The sequence below is a fragment of the Streptomyces sp. NPDC002265 genome, from assembly GCF_040296125.1.
In the GTDB taxonomy this organism is placed as follows: Bacteria; Actinomycetota; Actinomycetes; order Streptomycetales; family Streptomycetaceae; genus Streptomyces.
The window spans coordinates 1-14866 of record NZ_JBEOWS010000247.1 but is presented as its reverse complement, the minus strand read 5'-3'; the positions used below and the strand labels follow the sequence as shown (position 1 = coordinate 14866).

Below are 14866 nucleotides of genomic sequence, written 5' to 3'. Positions count from 1 at the left end.
AAACGCCCGGTTACATTCCGAACCCGGAAGCTAAGCCTCACAGCGCCGATGGTACTGCAGGGGGGACCCTGTGGGAGAGTAGGACGCCGCCGAACTCCTTTTAGAGCTCTGGCTCTTGGGCACCAGCCCAAGGGCCAGAGCTTTTTTGCGTTGAGGTAAGGTCAGTGGGAATCATCGGCACATTTTCTACTGGAGGCCCCCGGGTGGAGGTCCAGGAGACCCGCGTCCAGACAGACCGGGTCCTCACCATCCCGAACATCCTGAGCATGGCGCGTCTCGCCGGCGTGCCGCTCTTCCTGTGGCTGATCCTCAGGCCCGAGTTCGGAGGGCCGAACAGCGACGGCTGGGCCCTTCTCGTACTGGCGCTCAGCGGCATCAGTGACTATCTGGACGGCAAGCTGGCACGACGCTGGAACCAGATCAGCAGCCTCGGTCGACTCCTCGACCCGGCGGCCGACCGGCTCTACATTCTCTCGACATTGGTCGGGCTCACCTGGCGCGAGATTCTCCCGCTCTGGCTGACCGGCATACTTCTCGCCCGTGAGCTGGTCCTGCTGGTCATGGTCGGCATCCTCAGGCGGCACGGCTATCCGCCACCGCAGGTTAACTTCCTGGGCAAGGCCGCCACCTTCAACCTGATGTACGCCTTCCCGCTGCTCCTCCTGAGTGACGGAAGCGGATGGATCGCGTCACTCGCGGCTGTTTTCGGATGGGCGTTCGCAGGGTGGGGTACAACCCTGTACTGGTGGGCAGGAGTCCTCTACGTGGTGCAGGTCCGCCGTCTCGTTCGTGCGGACGCCATGGCCGACTGAGCTCGCCCTTGGGGGGTAACAGTGGCTCGATGGCCCGTTGCGGAAAAGTGCGGGACAATCAAGGCGGGTGAAGTCGGCTAGACCGTCGTCTCTTTGGAGGAGGACGCTTCCGACATGAAGGCCGTCGTGATGGCCGGAGGCGAAGGCACACGCCTTCGCCCCATGACCTCAAGCATGCCCAAGCCGCTCCTGCCGGTGGCCAACCGGCCAATCATGGAGCACGTTCTGAGGCTGCTCAAAAGGCACGGGCTCAACGAGACCGTCGTAACGGTGCAGTTCCTGGCATCGCTCGTCAAGAACTACTTCGGAGACGGCGAAGAGCTCGGTATGGAGCTCACCTATGCCAATGAGGAGAAGCCACTCGGTACCGCCGGAAGCGTCAAGAACGCCGAGGAAGCATTGAAGGACGATGCTTTCCTCGTCATCTCCGGAGATGCCCTGACCGACTTCGACCTCACCGAGCTGATCAACTTCCACAAGGAAAAGGGTGCGCTGGTCACCGTCTGCCTGACGCGCGTACCGAATCCGCTGGAATTCGGCATCACCATCGTGGACGAGGAAGGCAAGGTCGAACGCTTCCTGGAGAAGCCGACCTGGGGCCAGGTTTTCTCGGACACGGTGAACACGGGCATCTATGTCATGGAGCCCGAGGTGTTCGACTACGTGGAACCCGATGTGCCGGTCGACTGGTCCGGTGATGTCTTCCCTCAGCTGATGAAGGAAGGCAAGCCGATCTACGGCTATATCGCCGAGGGCTACTGGGAGGACGTCGGTACGCACGAGAGCTATGTGAAGGCGCAGGCGGACGTCCTCGAACGCAAGGTCGACGTCGAACTCGACGGCTTCGAGATCTCCCCGGGTGTGTGGGTGGCCGAGGGCGCCGAGGTGCATCCCGACGCCGTTCTCCGCGGCCCCCTCTACATCGGTGACTACGCCAAGGTCGAAGCCGGCGCCGAGATCCGCGAGCACACCGTCGTGGGCTCGAACGTCGTGGTGAAGACCGGGGCCTTCATGCACCGGGCCGTGGTGCACGACAACGTCTACGTCGGTCAGCACAGCAATCTGCGCGGCTGCGTGGTCGGCAAGAACACCGACATCATGCGGGCCGCCAGGATCGAGGACGGCGCGGTCATCGGTGACGAGTGCCTGATCGGTGAAGAATCGATCGTGCAGGGCAATGTGCGGGTCTACCCGTTCAAGACCATCGAGGCCGGCGCCTTCGTCAACACGTCGGTGATCTGGGAGTCGCGAGGACAGGCCAATCTGTTCGGTGCGCGCGGTGTGTCCGGGATCCTGAACGTCGAGATCACGCCCGAGCTCGCCGTGCGCCTCGCAGGTGCCTATGCGACGACGCTGAAGAAGGGCTCCACGGTCACCACGGCACGTGACCACTCCCGTGGTGCCCGCGCGCTGAAGCGGGCCGTCATCTCCGCGTTGCAGGCCAGTGCCATCGACGTCCGCGACCTGGAGAACGTACCTCTGCCGGTCGCCCGGCAGCAGACCGCGCGCGGCAGTGCTGGCGGGATCATGATCAGGACCTCGCCCGGTGTGCCGGACTCCGTCGACATCATGTTCTTCGACGGACAGGGCGCGGACCTGTCCCAGGCCAGCCAGCGCAAGCTCGACCGGGTGTTCGCGCGGCAGGAGTACCGGCGTGCGTTCCCGGGGGAGATCGGGGACCTGTACTTCCCGGCCAGCGTGTTCGACTCGTACACGGGGTCGCTGCTGCGGAACGTCGACACGACGGGTATCGCCGAGTCCGGGCTGAAGGTCGTCGTCGACGCGTCGAACGGCTCGGCGGGACTCGTCCTGCCCAGCCTGCTCGGCAAGCTGGGCGTGGACTCGCTGACCGTCAACCCGGGTCTGGACGAGTCCAGGCCGACGGAGAGCGCAGAGGTGCGGCGGGCGGGGCTGGTCAGGCTCGGTGAGATCGTCGCGTCCTCCAGGGCCGCGTTCGGTGTGCGGTTCGACCCGGTCGGCGAGCGGCTCTCGCTCGTCGACGAGAAGGGGCGGATCGTGGAGGATGACCGGGCGCTGCTGGTGATGCTCGACCTGGTGGCCGCGGAGCGGCGCAGCGGCCGTGTGGCCCTGCCGGTGACCACGACCCGGATCGCCGAGCAGGTGGCCGCCTACCACGGGACCCAGGTGGAGTGGACGACGACCTCGCCCGACGACCTGACCAGGGTCGGGCGCGACGAGACGACCATCTTCGGTGGGGACGGCAAGGGCGGATTCATCGTTCCCGAGTTCAGCAGCGTCTTCGACGGCACCGCGGCCTTCGTACGGCTGATCGGGCTCGTGGCGCGGACACAGCTCACGCTGAGCCAGATCGACGCGCGGATTCCTAGGGCGCACGTCCTCAAGCGGGATCTGGCGACTCCGTGGGCCGTCAAGGGACTGGTGATGCGTCGTGTGGTCGAGGAGGCGGGAGACCGCTTCGTGGACACCACGGACGGCGTGCGGGTCGTGGAGACCGACGGGCGTTGGGTGATGGTGCTGCCCGATCCGGCCGAGGCGGTCACCCACCTGTGGGCGGAGGGGCCGGACGACGCCTCCGCGCAGGCCCTGCTCGACGAGTGGGCGGCGGTGGTGGACAGCGCCGGCCGCTGAGGGCCCGGTACGCGGCGTGCCGGACAAGTGTCCCCAAGGGGGCCTGTCCGGCACGTCGGAGGGGCCGTTCGGAGGTACGGGTCGCGACATGCGACGATGTGCGGCATGCCGCAGGAGCCCCCCGTTCGGAGTACATTCACGCGCCCGTCGCGTCCGGACGCGTCCATGTCGCTGCTCACCAACGTCATGGATCACAGCCTGGACGACGGATACGCCGAGGCAGCCGCCCGCAAGAAGGCCGAGGGCGGCGGCGGCCTGCCCCGGACGCTGAGCGCGAAGCTGGGTCTCGCCGCCGGTCTGGTGCTCGCCGCGCTGGTCGTGACGGTCGGCGCGGCGCAGGCTCGGATCGCGGCTCCGGTCGTGGCCAAGGAGCGCCAGGAGCTGATCGACCGTATCGACCGGGAGACCAAGGCGGCGGACGAGCTGGAGGGCACCGTCGACGAGCTCCGGGACGACGTGAGCGCCCGGCAGCGGGAGGCGCTCCGCGACGACGGCGGCGACAGCCGGGCCGAACTGGTGGGCATCCTCTCGGGTGCCTCCGCGGTGCACGGGCCCGGTGTGAAGCTGGTCGTGAACGACGCCAAGGAAGCCACCACCGGAGGGAACGGCGATCCGCGCGAGACCTCCGGGTTCTCCGACACCGGGCGGGTGCGCGACCGGGACATGCAGCGGGTGGTCAACGGGCTGTGGGAGTCGGGCGCCGAGGCGATCTCCATCAACGGACAGCGGTTGACTGCACTGTCGGCGATCAGGGCCGCGGGGGACGCGATACTGGTCGACAACAGGCCGCTGGTGCCGCCTTACACGGTGCTCGCGGTGGGGGACGGGAAGCGGCTGAGCACCAAGTTCCAGAACAGTGCAGACGGCCTGTATCTGAACGCCTTGCAGGAGAACTACGGCATCCGGACCGCCATCTCCACGGAGAGCGCCCTCCGGCTGTCGGCCGCACCGAGTGTGATCGTACGTACAGCACAGCCGATATCCGAGAAGGGCACATCGTGATCGCCGTACTGGGCCTCGTCGTGGGAGTCGTGGCCGGCCTTTTGGTCCGCCCCGAGGTTCCGGCGGTCGTCGAGCCTTATCTTCCGATCGCCGTCGTGGCGGCTCTCGACGCCGTCTTCGGCGGTCTGCGAGCCATGCTCGACGGGATCTTCGACGACAAGGTGTTCGTCGTGTCGTTCCTGTCGAACGTGGTCGTGGCGGCGCTGATCGTCTTCCTGGGCGACAAGCTGGGTGTGGGTGCCCAGCTGTCCACGGGTGTCGTGGTCGTCCTCGGCATCCGCATCTTCTCCAACGCCGCGGCCATCCGTCGGCACGTGTTCCGGGCGTGAGACCGACGATGAGCAACCAGGACGAACAGCCTGAGCCGCGCCGGCCCGAGCCCGCGCGGCCCGAGCCGGAACGACCCGAGCCCGAGCCGGAACGACCCGAGTCCGAGGAGCGCCGGCCCGAGCCCGAGCCTGAGCGGGCCCAGCCTGAGCAGCGGCGGCCGGAGCCTGGGACCGAGCGGCGCGAGCCGGAGCAGCGGCGGGTCGAGCCTGAGCCCGAGCGGTCGCAGCCCGCGGAGCAGCGGCCGGAGCCGCGTCGGCCCGAGCTTGAGCGGTTGCGCCGGCTTCGGTCCGAGGTGGAGCGGCGGCAGCCTGAGCAGCGACGCCCCGATCTTGAGCCTCAGCGGCCTCAGCCCGAGCCACGTCGACCGGAGCCGCTCGAGTCGGAGCGGTCCCGGCCGGACTGGCGCCGGCCGGAGCAGCGGCGGGTCGAGCCTGAGCCCGAGCGGTCGCAGCCCGCGCAGCAGCGGCCGGAGCTGCGCAGGCCCGAGCCCGAACGCCCCTTGGTGCAGCGGCCCCAGTCCCAGCCGGAGTGGTCCCGGCCGCAGCCGGAGCGGCCGAGGCCGCAGCCCGAGCCGCCCCGTCCCCAGCCGGAGTGGTCCCAGCCCGAGCACGGGCTGCGCAGGGAACTGCCCGACGAGGTGCCCCCGCAGCCTGCCCAGGCCGAGCAGCCGGCCGACACGGCGGCCGAGCCCGTGCAGTCCGGTCGGCAGCGGCTGGTGCAGGGGCTGTGGCCGCCGCGTCTGTCGCGGGCCCAACTCATCGTGGCCGTCCTGCTGTTCGGCCTCGGCTTCGGGCTGGCCGTGCAGGTGGCGTCGAACAGCGACAGCGACAGCGCGCTGCGCGGCGCACGCCAGGAAGATCTTGTTCGGATCCTCGATGAACTGGATGACCGTACTCAGCGTCTTGAGGACGAGAAGCAAGGTCTCGAGAAGCAGCGCGACGAGTTGGAGAACAGCTCCGACGCGGCCGAGGAAGCCCGTAAGCAGACACTCGAGAAGGAACGGCAACTAGGCATCCTCGCGGGCACGGTGGCCGCGCAGGGGCCCGGCATCACGATGACGGTCGAGGACACGAAGGGGACGGTCCAGGCGGACATGCTGCTCGACGCGATCCAGGAACTGCGCGCGGCCGGCGCGGAGGCGATCCAGGTGAACGGGGTGCGCGTGGTCGCAAGCACGTACCTGACAGAGTCCGGGAAGAGTGTGAGCGTCGACGGGAACAAGATCAACGCTCCCTATCGTTTCAGTGTCATCGGCAAGCCGCAGGATCTCGAGCCGGCGCTCAACATCCCTGGAGGCGTGGTGCAGACACTGGAGAAGGAGCAGGCCACGGTGACCGTCGAGCGTTCGGGCAAGATCGTCGTGAACGCCTTGCGGGCGGCGGAGCGGCCTGACTACGCTCGGTCGTCCTCCCAGTGAACCGGGGGTGCATGGGGGTCGTCGCCCCAGGGCATGAGGTTGCGGGGGGTCGGCGCACCGAATGGGTGGTGCGTGGTGGAAACTGTCTGGTGGATACGGACGTTGTGAAGATGTCCGGGTCGACCGGTGTATTGAGTCAGGGTTCGTCCTGCCCCACGGGCGGGTCTGTTTCGGTCAAGGGGAATCGCCCGTGAAGTTGTTTGCGAAGTTGTTCGGCAAGAGTGCTCGAGAGGGTAACGACAACGCGACCGCTCGTCATCGCGCACAGCCCGACGCGGACGGCCAGCGGCCGTTGTTCCGGGACCAGGTGGCTGGTCCGGGTGGTGACCTCTCCGGGGGTCAGGGCGCGGCGTCAGTTGACCCTGCCCAGTCCGGCGGCATAGGTTTCGGGCAACCGTCAACCTCAAGTTCGGGTGGAGGGTTTTCCGTGTCGGCCCTGGTGTGTACGAGGTGCGGTCACCGCAACGGCGAGAACAGCCGCTTCTGTTCCAACTGTGGCGCACCGCTGCGCCCCGGTCTGACGCCCGAGCGGGCGTCCGAGACGACGTCGACGATCTCGATCTCGGGGATCGAGGCCTACGACGCCGAGGTCACCGGCCAGACGTCGGTGCCGACGCTGTCGCCCGAGGCGCAGGCGGCCGTCGACGCGCTGCCGCTGGGTTCCGCGCTCCTGGTGGTGCGCCGGGGCCCGAACTCGGGCAGCCGCTTCCTCCTGGACGGCGAGCTGACCACGGCCGGGCGGCACCCGCAGAGCGACATCTTCCTCGACGACGTGACGGTCTCGCGTCGGCATGTGGAGTTCCGGCGTGGCCAGGACGGCTCGTTCACGGTCGCCGACGTGGGCAGCCTCAACGGCACGTACGTCAACCGCGAGCGGATCGACGAGGTCCCTCTGGCCAACGGCGACGAGGTGCAGATCGGCAAGTACCGGCTGGTCTTCTACGCGAGCCAGCGAGGCTACTGACCCTCCCCCGGACTGTGTCCGGGGGGACCCCCAGGGAAGGTCCATGCTTCGAACACCGGGCGGCGGTGCCGGGCACGGCACCGCCGCGGCGGACAGTGGGCTGATGAGTATCGGCTCGGTGCTGAACACGCTGCGCGAGGAGTTCCCCGAGGTCACCATCTCCAAGATCCGATTCCTGGAGTCCGAGGGCCTCATCGAGCCGCAGCGCACCCCTTCGGGGTATCGCAAGTTCAGCATCAAGGATGTCGAGCGTCTCGGTCACGTCCTGAGGATGCAGCGCGACCACTATCTGCCGCTCAAGGTGATCCGGGAGCACCTGGACGCCATGGAGCGCGGGGAGGCCGTACGGCTGCCCGCGCTGGGGCGCCAGCGGGAGGGCGAGGCCGTCCCGGAGGTCTCCGACGGCTCCACCGCGTCCCGGATCGGGCGGGCCGAGTTGCTCGCCGCCGCGGAGGTCGGCGAGCGCGAGCTCGAGGAGTGGCAGTCCTACGGCCTGATCACCCCGCTGGAGGGCGGCGTGTACGACGCCGAGGCGGTCACGGTCGCCTCGCTCGTCATCGAGCTGGGGCGATTCGGGATCGAACCGCGCCACCTGCGGCTCATGAAGGCCGCCGCCGACCGCGAGGCCGGCCTGGTGGACCAGGTGGTGGCCCCGCTCAAGCGGCATCGCAACCCGCAGACCAGGGCACACGCCGAGGACCGTACCAAGGAGCTCGCGGGGCTCACGGTGAAGCTGCACGCGGCGCTGGTACAGACCGCTCTCGGGGTGCGGCTGCCCTGAGAGCAGGGCGGCCCCGGGGTCTGCCGGACGGCGTGATCGGGCGCCCGTTCCCGGCCCGACTACCCAAACATCCCGGGCACGGCCTAGGGTTGCTGTGTGAACGAGCTCGATGTCGTAGGTGTCCGGGTCGAAATGCCCTCCAACCAACCGATCGTGCTCCTGCGCGAAGTGGGAGGCGACCGTTACCTCCCTATCTGGATCGGGCCGGGGGAGGCGACGGCGATCGCTTTCGCCCAGCAGGGCATGGCCCCCGCGCGACCGCTGACCCACGACCTGTTCAAGGACGTGCTGGAAGCCGTCGGCCAGGAGCTGACCGAAGTGCGCATCACGGACCTGCGTGAGGGCGTCTTCTACGCGGAGCTGGTGTTCGCGAGCGGGGTGGAGGTCAGTGCCCGGCCGTCCGATGCCATAGCGCTGGCACTGCGTACCGGGACGCCGATCTACGGCAGCGACACGGTCCTGGACGACGCGGGGATCGCGATCCCGGACGAGCAGGAGGACGAGGTGGAGAAGTTCCGCGAGTTCCTCGACCAGATCTCACCCGAGGACTTCGGCAGCAGCAGCCAGTAGGCGCTGCGCGGGCGCGTCGCCCGGCCCGGGTGGCGCGCCGCGGCGGCGGCAATTGCCAGCGGCCAGTGAGTGCGTCCTGCGGCTCCCTCCGAGAGCATTCGGCTAGCCTTTCCCCGCGGTGGGGTACGGGAAACCACTCCTAGGGTGATTATCACTCGGCGTGCCGAGTGTGGCGATCGTTGACGCACCCCTGGTGACTGCCTACCGTCGAGGAGGCAGGTCAAGGACGGAGGTCGGCGTGAGCAGCAGCGGCGGCGGTATGGCTGGGGGTGCCCCGGGACGCGGTTTCGGGGCGAGCGGTCCGTACCCGCTTCACGGCAACGCGGCCGACCATGCTCCGCACCGACCTTCGGCAGTGCCGAGCAGCGGAGGGGCGACGTCCATGGCGTCCGAGCAGATCGGCTACCGGGGCCCGACGGCCTGCGCGGCCGCCGGTATCACCTACCGGCAGCTCGACTACTGGGCCCGTACCGGCCTGGTCGAACCGAGCGTGCGGCCTGCCCACGGGTCCGGGACACAGCGGCTGTACAGCTTCCGCGACGTGGTCGTCCTGAAGATCGTCAAGCGGTTCCTCGACACCGGGGTGTCGTTGCAGAACATCCGTACCGCCGTGCGGCACCTGAAGGAGCGGGGCTTCAGCGACCTGGAGCGCATGACGCTGATGAGCGACGGCGCCACGGTGTACGAGTGCACCTCGCCCGACGAGGTGCACGCGCTGCTCCAGGGCGGGCAGGGCGTCTTCGGGATCGCCGTGGGCGTGGTGTGGCGGGATGTGGAGAGCGCCCTGTCACAGCTGCACGGGGAGCGGATCGACACCGGGGAGACCCTGGTCGGACCCAACCCGGCCGACGAGCTGGCGCGGCGGCGCAACCGGGCCGTCTGAGGTCCGCCCCGGCGCCGCGCGAGGGCAATGTCAGTGGCGTAGGGCAGCATCGGAGATGTGAGAACCGCGCCCACGATCCTGCATCTCGACATGGATGCCTTCTTCGCCTCGGCGGAGCAGGCGTCCAAGCCGAGCCTGCGGGGAAAGGCCGTCGTCGTGGGCGGGCTGGGACCGCGCGGGGTGGTGGCGACCGCTTCGTACGAGGCACGGGTCTTCGGCGTGAACTCGGCGATGCCCATGGCCCAGGCCCGACGGCTGGTGCCGAACGCGGCCTATCTCGTGCCCCGATTCGGGTTCTACCGTTCGATCAGCGAGCAGGTGATGGCGCTGCTGCGGGGTCTGTCGCCGCTGGTGGAGCCGTTGAGCCTGGACGAGGCGTTCGTGGACCTGGAGGCCGGGGGAGCGGCCTGGGACGCCGGGTCGGCCCGCTCGGCGGGGGTGAAACTGCGTGCCGACATCCGGGCGGTGACGGGGCTCACGGGGTCCGTGGGGCTGGCCGCGTCGAAGATGCTGGCGAAGATCGCCTCCGAGCAGGCCAAGCCGGACGGTCTGGTGCTGATCGAGCCGGGCACCGAGCGGGCGCTGCTCGGGCCCATGTCGGTGCGGACCCTGCCGGGCGTCGGTCCGGCCACCGGCGACCATCTGCGGCGGGCCGGGATCACCACGGTCGACGAGATCGCCGGGGCCGGTGAGGACGAGCTCGTCCGGCTGCTGGGCAAGGCGCACGGCCACGCGCTGCACGCGATGGCGCTGGCGCGCGACGACCGGCCCGTGGTGGCCGAGCGGGAGGCCAAGTCGGTGTCGGTCGAGGACACGTACGACGTCGACATCCACGACCGGCTCAGGGTGGGGTTCGAGGTGGCGCGGCTGGCCGACCGGTGCGTGGGGCGGCTGCGCGGGGCGGGCCTGTCCGGGCGGACGATCGTGCTGAAGGTGCGGCGGTACGACTTCTCCACCCTGACCCGGTCCGAGACGCTGCGCGGCCCCACCGACGATCCGGCCGTCGTGCGGGAGGCGGCGGCCAGGCTGCTCGACTCCGTGGACACCACGGGCGGTGTACGGCTGCTCGGGGTGGGCGTGACGGGGCTGGCCGACTACACGCAGGAGGATCTGTTCGCGCAGGCGGCCGGCGAACAGGCGGGCGCCGTGGAGCAGGAGGCGGCAGCGGACGAGTCCGTACCGCAGCCGCCGGAGCCGGTCGAGCGGCACTGGCCGGCCGGACACGACGTACGGCATGCCGAGCACGGGCCCGGGTGGGTGCAGGGCAGCGGTCTCGGCCGGGTCACCGTACGGTTCGAGACGCCCGACTCGGCTCCCGGCCGGGTGCGGACCTTCCGGATCGACGACCCCGACCTGGAACCGGCGGATCCACTGCCACTGGTGCGGCGAAGACCGGTGGAGGCCGAGGATCCGGGAGCGGTCCGCGGCGCCGAGGAGGAGGATGCGGCGGCCGAGGGGGAACCGCCGGCCGAGGAGCCGTCGAGCGCTGCGGAGCACGCGGCCGGCTGACGGCGGGCTCGGAGACCTGACGGGTGACGGGACGGAGCCCCGGCTGTCCGGAACGTCACGGACCGGAGGGAGGCTCGGGGCGTGCCGGTGCGGTGCGATCTCCGTCACCGGGCATCCGGTGCACCCCGATCGCCGTCGACGGTGACCAGGCAGGTCGGCGAGGGGACCAACTGTCTCCGGCGGGCGTGCCGGGCCTGGCCGCGGCAGCTCTCCAGGGCCACCGTGGGCCGGCGGGTGCGGGCGCCGGCGTCAGGACTCGTCCGGGCCGGCCAGCTTGCCGAAGTCGTGGTCCGGGAAGGGAGGCGGGGCTGCGATGTCGAGGCCGTAGTGGTGGTAGAGCTGGAGTTCCTGTTCGGGGGAGAGGTGACGGCCGACGCCGAAGTCGGGGGCGTCCTTGATCAGAGTGCGGTCGAACGGGACGCGCAGTGCGCCCTCGACCAGTTCGCTGGGCTCGAGCGGGACGAAAGCGTCCCTCGAGAACAGACCGGTACGTATGGCTGCCCACTCCGGTACACCGGTGGCGTCGTCGAGGTACACCTCGTCGACGGTTCCGATCTTTGTGCCGTTGCGGTCGAACGCCTTGCGGCCGATCAGGTTGCGCGGATCGACATCGGTCTGCACGGTCCCTCCTCCAGGTCGCAAACTCATCCGTAAGCACTACAAAAGAGCACATTCAGGAAGGTGGCCACTCGAAGACTCCCGTGTTGAGGTCGCTGGTACTCTGGCAAGCGGCTGCTGACCCCGTGCGGGAGAGTCCTCCGGACATCACCGGAGGCGCCGAAGGAGCAAATCCTCCCCGGAATCTCTCAGGCACACGTACCGCACGGACGAGGTCACTCTGGAAAGCAGGACGGGTGTCGACGACCCGCGTCCTCACCGACGGTGAAAGCCGGTGACCCCATTCCGGGCGATCCGGTGAAGCTCTCAGGTTGAGATGACAGAGGGGGAGGCCGTCCGGGTACCCGCGCCAGGGTGCCCCTCGCAGGTCGCGTCAGACCAGGAGGCCTCCGCAATGACCGCCCACCGTATTCCGCTCTCCGAGCTCGAACAGGGAATCCCGTTCGAGCAGCGCCACATCGGGCCCGACCTCGAGGCACGGGCCAAGATGCTCGCCCAGGTCGGGTACGGCTCGCTGGACGACCTCACGGCAGCCGCGGTACCGGATGTGATCAAGAACGCCGACGCCCTGGACCTGCCGGGCGCGCGCACCGAGGCCGAGGTGCTGGCCGAGCTGCGCTCCCTGGCCGACCGCAACCAGGTCCTCGGCTCGATGATCGGCCTCGGCTACTACGGGACCTTCACGCCGCCCGTCATCCTGCGCAACGTGATGGAGAACCCGGCCTGGTACACGGCGTACACGCCGTACCAGCCGGAGATCTCGCAGGGCCGCCTGGAAGCGCTGCTGAACTTCCAGACGACGGTCGCCGAACTCACCGGGCTGCCGACCTCGGGCGCCTCGCTGCTCGACGAGGGCACGGCCGCCGCCGAGGCGATGGCGCTGTCCCTGCGCATGGGCAAGAACAAGAAGGGCCTGTTCCTGGTCGACGCGGACGCGCTGCCGCAGACCATCGCCGTGATCGAGACCCGCGCCGAGCCGACCGGCGTCGAGGTGGTCGTCGCCGACCTCAGCGACGGCATCCCGGCCGAGATCGCCGAGCGCGAGATCAACGGTGTCCTCCTCCAGTACCCGGGCGCCTCCGGTGCCGTGCGTGACCTCAAGCCGGTCATCGACCAGGCCCACGAGCTGGGCGCGCTGGTCACGGTCGCCGCCGACCTGCTCGCGCTGACGCTGCTCACCTCGCCCGGCGAGCTGGGCGCGGACATCGCGGTCGGCACCACCCAGCGCTTCGGCGTGCCGATGGGCTTCGGCGGACCCCACGCCGGCTACATGGCGGTGCACGAGAAGTTCGCGCGCAGCCTGCCCGGCCGTCTCGTGGGCGTCTCCGTCGACGCCGACGGCAACCGGGCCTACCGCCTCGCTCTTCAGACCCGTGAGCAGCACATCCGCCGGGAGAAGGCGACCAGCAACATCTGCACCGCGCAGGTGCTGCTCGCCGTGATGGCGGGCATGTACGCGGTCTACCACGGGCCCGACGGCCTGAAGGCGATCGCCGGCCGCACCCACCGCTACGCCACGCTCCTCGCCGCGGGCCTCACCGCCGGCGGTGTCGAGGTCGTGCACGGCGCGTTCTTCGACACGCTCACCGCGCGGGTCCCGGGCCGGGCCGCCGAGACCGTGGCGGCCGCGCGCGAGCGCGGGGTCAACCTGCACCTCGTCGACGCCGACCGGGTGTCCATGTCCTGCGACGAGACCACCACGCGCGCGCAGCTCGCCGCCGTGTGGACGGCGTTCGGGGTCGAGGCCGACATCGAGGCGCTGGACGCGGTCACCGAGGAGACCCTGCCGGCCGCGCTGCAGCGCACCGACGTCTACCTGACCCACCCGGTCTTCCACCAGCACCGCTCGGAGACCGCGATGCTCCGCTACCTGCGCAAGCTCTCCGACCGCGACTACGCGCTCGACCGGGGCATGATCCCGCTGGGCTCCTGCACCATGAAGCTGAACGCGACCACCGAGATGGAGCCGGTCACCTGGCCCGAGTTCGGCCAGCTGCACCCCTTCGCGCCCGCCGACCAGGCGCAGGGCTACCTCACGCTCATCCGTGAGCTGGAGGAGCGGCTCGCCGAGGTCACCGGCTACGACAAGGTGTCCCTCCAGCCCAACGCCGGTTCGCAGGGTGAGCTGGCCGGTCTGCTCGCGGTGCGCGGCTACCACCGGGCCAACGGTGACGACCAGCGGACCGTCTGCCTGATCCCGTCCTCCGCGCACGGCACCAACGCCGCCAGTGCGGTCATGGCCGGTATGAAGGTCGTCGTCGTGAAGACCGCCGAGGACGGCGAGATCGACGTCGAGGACCTCCGGGCGAAGATCGAGCAGCACCGTGAGCAGCTGTCGGTGCTGATGATCACGTACCCCTCGACGCACGGCGTGTTCGAGGAGCATGTCGCCGACATCTGCGCTCAGGTGCACGAGGCGGGCGGCCAGGTCTACGTGGACGGGGCCAACCTCAACGCGCTCGTGGGGCTCGCCAAGCCGGGGCACTTCGGCGGCGACGTCTCGCACCTGAACCTGCACAAGACGTTCTGCATCCCGCACGGCGGCGGCGGTCCCGGCGTCGGCCCCGTGGCCGTGCGGTCGCACCTCGCGCCGTACCTGCCCAACCACCCGATGCAGCCCGCGGCCGGTCCGGAGACCGGTGTCGGCCCGATCTCGGCGGCCCCGTGGGGTTCCGCGGGCATCCTGCCGATCTCGTGGGCGTACGTCCGTCTGATGGGCGGCGAGGGGCTCAAGCGGGCCACGCAGGTGGCGGTGCTCTCCGCCAACTACATCGCCAAGCGCCTGGAGCCGCACTACCCGGTGCTCTACACGGGCCCCGGCGGTCTGGTCGCGCACGAATGCATCATCGACCTGCGGCCGCTGACCAAGGCGACCGGCGTGAGCGTCGACGACGTCGCCAAGCGGCTGATCGACTACGGCTTCCACGCGCCGACGATGTCGTTCCCGGTGGCCGGGACGCTGATGATCGAGCCGACCGAGTCCGAGGACCTGATCGAGCTGGACCGTTTCTGCGACGCGATGATCGCCATCCGCGCGGAGATCGAGAAGGTCGGCGCGGGCGACTGGCCGGCCGGCGACAACCCGCTGAGCAACGCCCCGCACACCGCCGCCGCGCTCGGCGGGGAGTGGGAGCACGCCTACAGCCGCGAGGAGGCCGTCTTCCCGGCCGGTGTCTCGGCCGCCGACAAGTACTGGCCGCCGGTGCGCCGTATCGACCAGGCCTTCGGCGACCGGAACCTGGTCTGCTCGTGCCCGCCGCTGGACGCGTACGACGACTGAGCACGCGGCCGGCCCCTGGGCCGGTGAAGGCCGGTCCGCCCCGGTCCACCCAGAACTGCCAGCCTGTCACGTATTCACCTCGCTTCCGCG

General features: G+C 69.7%; 12 protein-coding genes, 1 rRNA gene and 1 riboswitch. Of the genes, 12 read left to right on the top strand and 1 reads right to left on the bottom strand.

Annotated elements, in window-relative coordinates:
• The 11 genes from rrf to ABT085_RS32465 all read left to right on the top strand — a co-directional run.
• Nucleotides 1-95: ribosomal RNA gene (rrf, locus tag ABT085_RS32515) — 5S ribosomal RNA — on the top strand; the annotation flags it as partial.
• A gap of 108 nt (nucleotides 96-203) precedes the next feature.
• Nucleotides 204-812, top strand: a complete 609-nt coding sequence (clsA, locus tag ABT085_RS32510) for a cardiolipin synthase ClsA (protein ID WP_351616052.1) — start codon at nucleotides 204-206, stop codon at nucleotides 810-812.
• A gap of 114 nt (nucleotides 813-926) precedes the next feature.
• Nucleotides 927-3422 carry a sugar phosphate nucleotidyltransferase gene (locus ABT085_RS32505; protein WP_351616049.1) on the top strand — a complete coding sequence of 832 codons (2496 nt, stop codon included), beginning with the start codon at nucleotides 927-929 and terminating at the stop codon, nucleotides 3420-3422.
• A 165-nt stretch (nucleotides 3423-3587) separates the two neighbouring features.
• Nucleotides 3588-4424: a DUF881 domain-containing protein gene (locus ABT085_RS32500; protein WP_351616046.1), complete on the top strand. Its 837-nt coding sequence runs from the start codon at nucleotides 3588-3590 to the stop codon at nucleotides 4422-4424.
• The gene (locus ABT085_RS32495; protein ID WP_003988855.1) at nucleotides 4421-4753 is read left to right on the top strand and encodes a small basic family protein; all 333 of its coding nucleotides are present in this window, start codon (nucleotides 4421-4423) and stop codon (nucleotides 4751-4753) included. The genes ABT085_RS32500 and ABT085_RS32495 overlap by 4 nt, the downstream gene beginning before the upstream one ends.
• 614 nt (nucleotides 4754-5367) lie before the next feature.
• On the top strand, nucleotides 5368-6171 hold the full coding sequence (locus ABT085_RS32490) for a DUF881 domain-containing protein (protein ID WP_502982857.1): 804 nt from the start codon (nucleotides 5368-5370) through the stop codon (nucleotides 6169-6171).
• Nucleotides 6172-6232: 61 nt separating this feature from the next.
• Entirely contained in the window at nucleotides 6233-7135 is a 903-nt protein-coding gene (locus ABT085_RS32485) for a zinc-ribbon and FHA domain-containing protein (protein ID WP_351616043.1), read from the top strand.
• Between the two features lie 43 nt (nucleotides 7136-7178).
• Entirely contained in the window at nucleotides 7179-7916 is a 738-nt protein-coding gene (gene ftsR / locus ABT085_RS32480) for a transcriptional regulator FtsR (protein WP_351616040.1), read from the top strand.
• A 96-nt stretch (nucleotides 7917-8012) separates the two neighbouring features.
• On the top strand, nucleotides 8013-8486 hold the full coding sequence (locus ABT085_RS32475; protein WP_003988851.1) for a bifunctional nuclease family protein: 474 nt from the start codon (nucleotides 8013-8015) through the stop codon (nucleotides 8484-8486).
• A 238-nt stretch (nucleotides 8487-8724) separates the two neighbouring features.
• On the top strand, nucleotides 8725-9369 hold the full coding sequence (locus ABT085_RS32470) for a MerR family transcriptional regulator (RefSeq protein ID WP_351616032.1): 645 nt from the start codon (nucleotides 8725-8727) through the stop codon (nucleotides 9367-9369).
• A gap of 57 nt (nucleotides 9370-9426) precedes the next feature.
• Nucleotides 9427-10878, top strand: coding sequence for a DNA polymerase IV (locus tag ABT085_RS32465; RefSeq protein ID WP_351616030.1), 1452 nt, complete (start codon nucleotides 9427-9429; stop codon nucleotides 10876-10878).
• A gap of 249 nt (nucleotides 10879-11127) precedes the next feature.
• Here the strand turns inward: ABT085_RS32465 and ABT085_RS32460 are convergent, their stop codons facing one another.
• Nucleotides 11128-11499 carry a PRC-barrel domain-containing protein gene (locus ABT085_RS32460; protein WP_351616027.1) on the bottom strand — a complete coding sequence of 124 codons (372 nt, stop codon included), beginning with the start codon at nucleotides 11497-11499 and terminating at the stop codon, nucleotides 11128-11130.
• A 115-nt stretch (nucleotides 11500-11614) separates the two neighbouring features.
• A riboswitch (glycine riboswitch) is annotated at nucleotides 11615-11710 on the top strand.
• A 180-nt stretch (nucleotides 11711-11890) separates the two neighbouring features.
• Here ABT085_RS32460 and gcvP point away from each other — a divergent pair.
• The gene (gcvP, locus tag ABT085_RS32455) at nucleotides 11891-14776 is read left to right on the top strand and encodes an aminomethyl-transferring glycine dehydrogenase (RefSeq protein ID WP_351616024.1); all 2886 of its coding nucleotides are present in this window, start codon (nucleotides 11891-11893) and stop codon (nucleotides 14774-14776) included.
• Nucleotides 14777-14866 lie beyond the last annotated feature (90 nt).

What these genes read in the sequence shown, in the direction of transcription:
- ABT085_RS32505 (WP_351616049.1), top strand. Translation starts at nt 927, where the DNA reads ATGAAGGCCGTCGTGATGGCCGGAGGCGAAGGCACACGCCTTCGCCCC.
- ABT085_RS32500 (WP_351616046.1), top strand. Translation starts at nt 3,588, where the DNA reads ATGTCGCTGCTCACCAACGTCATGGATCACAGCCTGGACGACGGATAC.
- ABT085_RS32485 (WP_351616043.1), top strand. Translation starts at nt 6,233, where the DNA reads ATGGGTGGTGCGTGGTGGAAACTGTCTGGTGGATACGGACGTTGTGAA.
- ftsR (WP_351616040.1), top strand. Translation starts at nt 7,179, where the DNA reads ATGCTTCGAACACCGGGCGGCGGTGCCGGGCACGGCACCGCCGCGGCG.
- gcvP (WP_351616024.1), top strand. Translation starts at nt 11,891, where the DNA reads ATGACCGCCCACCGTATTCCGCTCTCCGAGCTCGAACAGGGAATCCCG.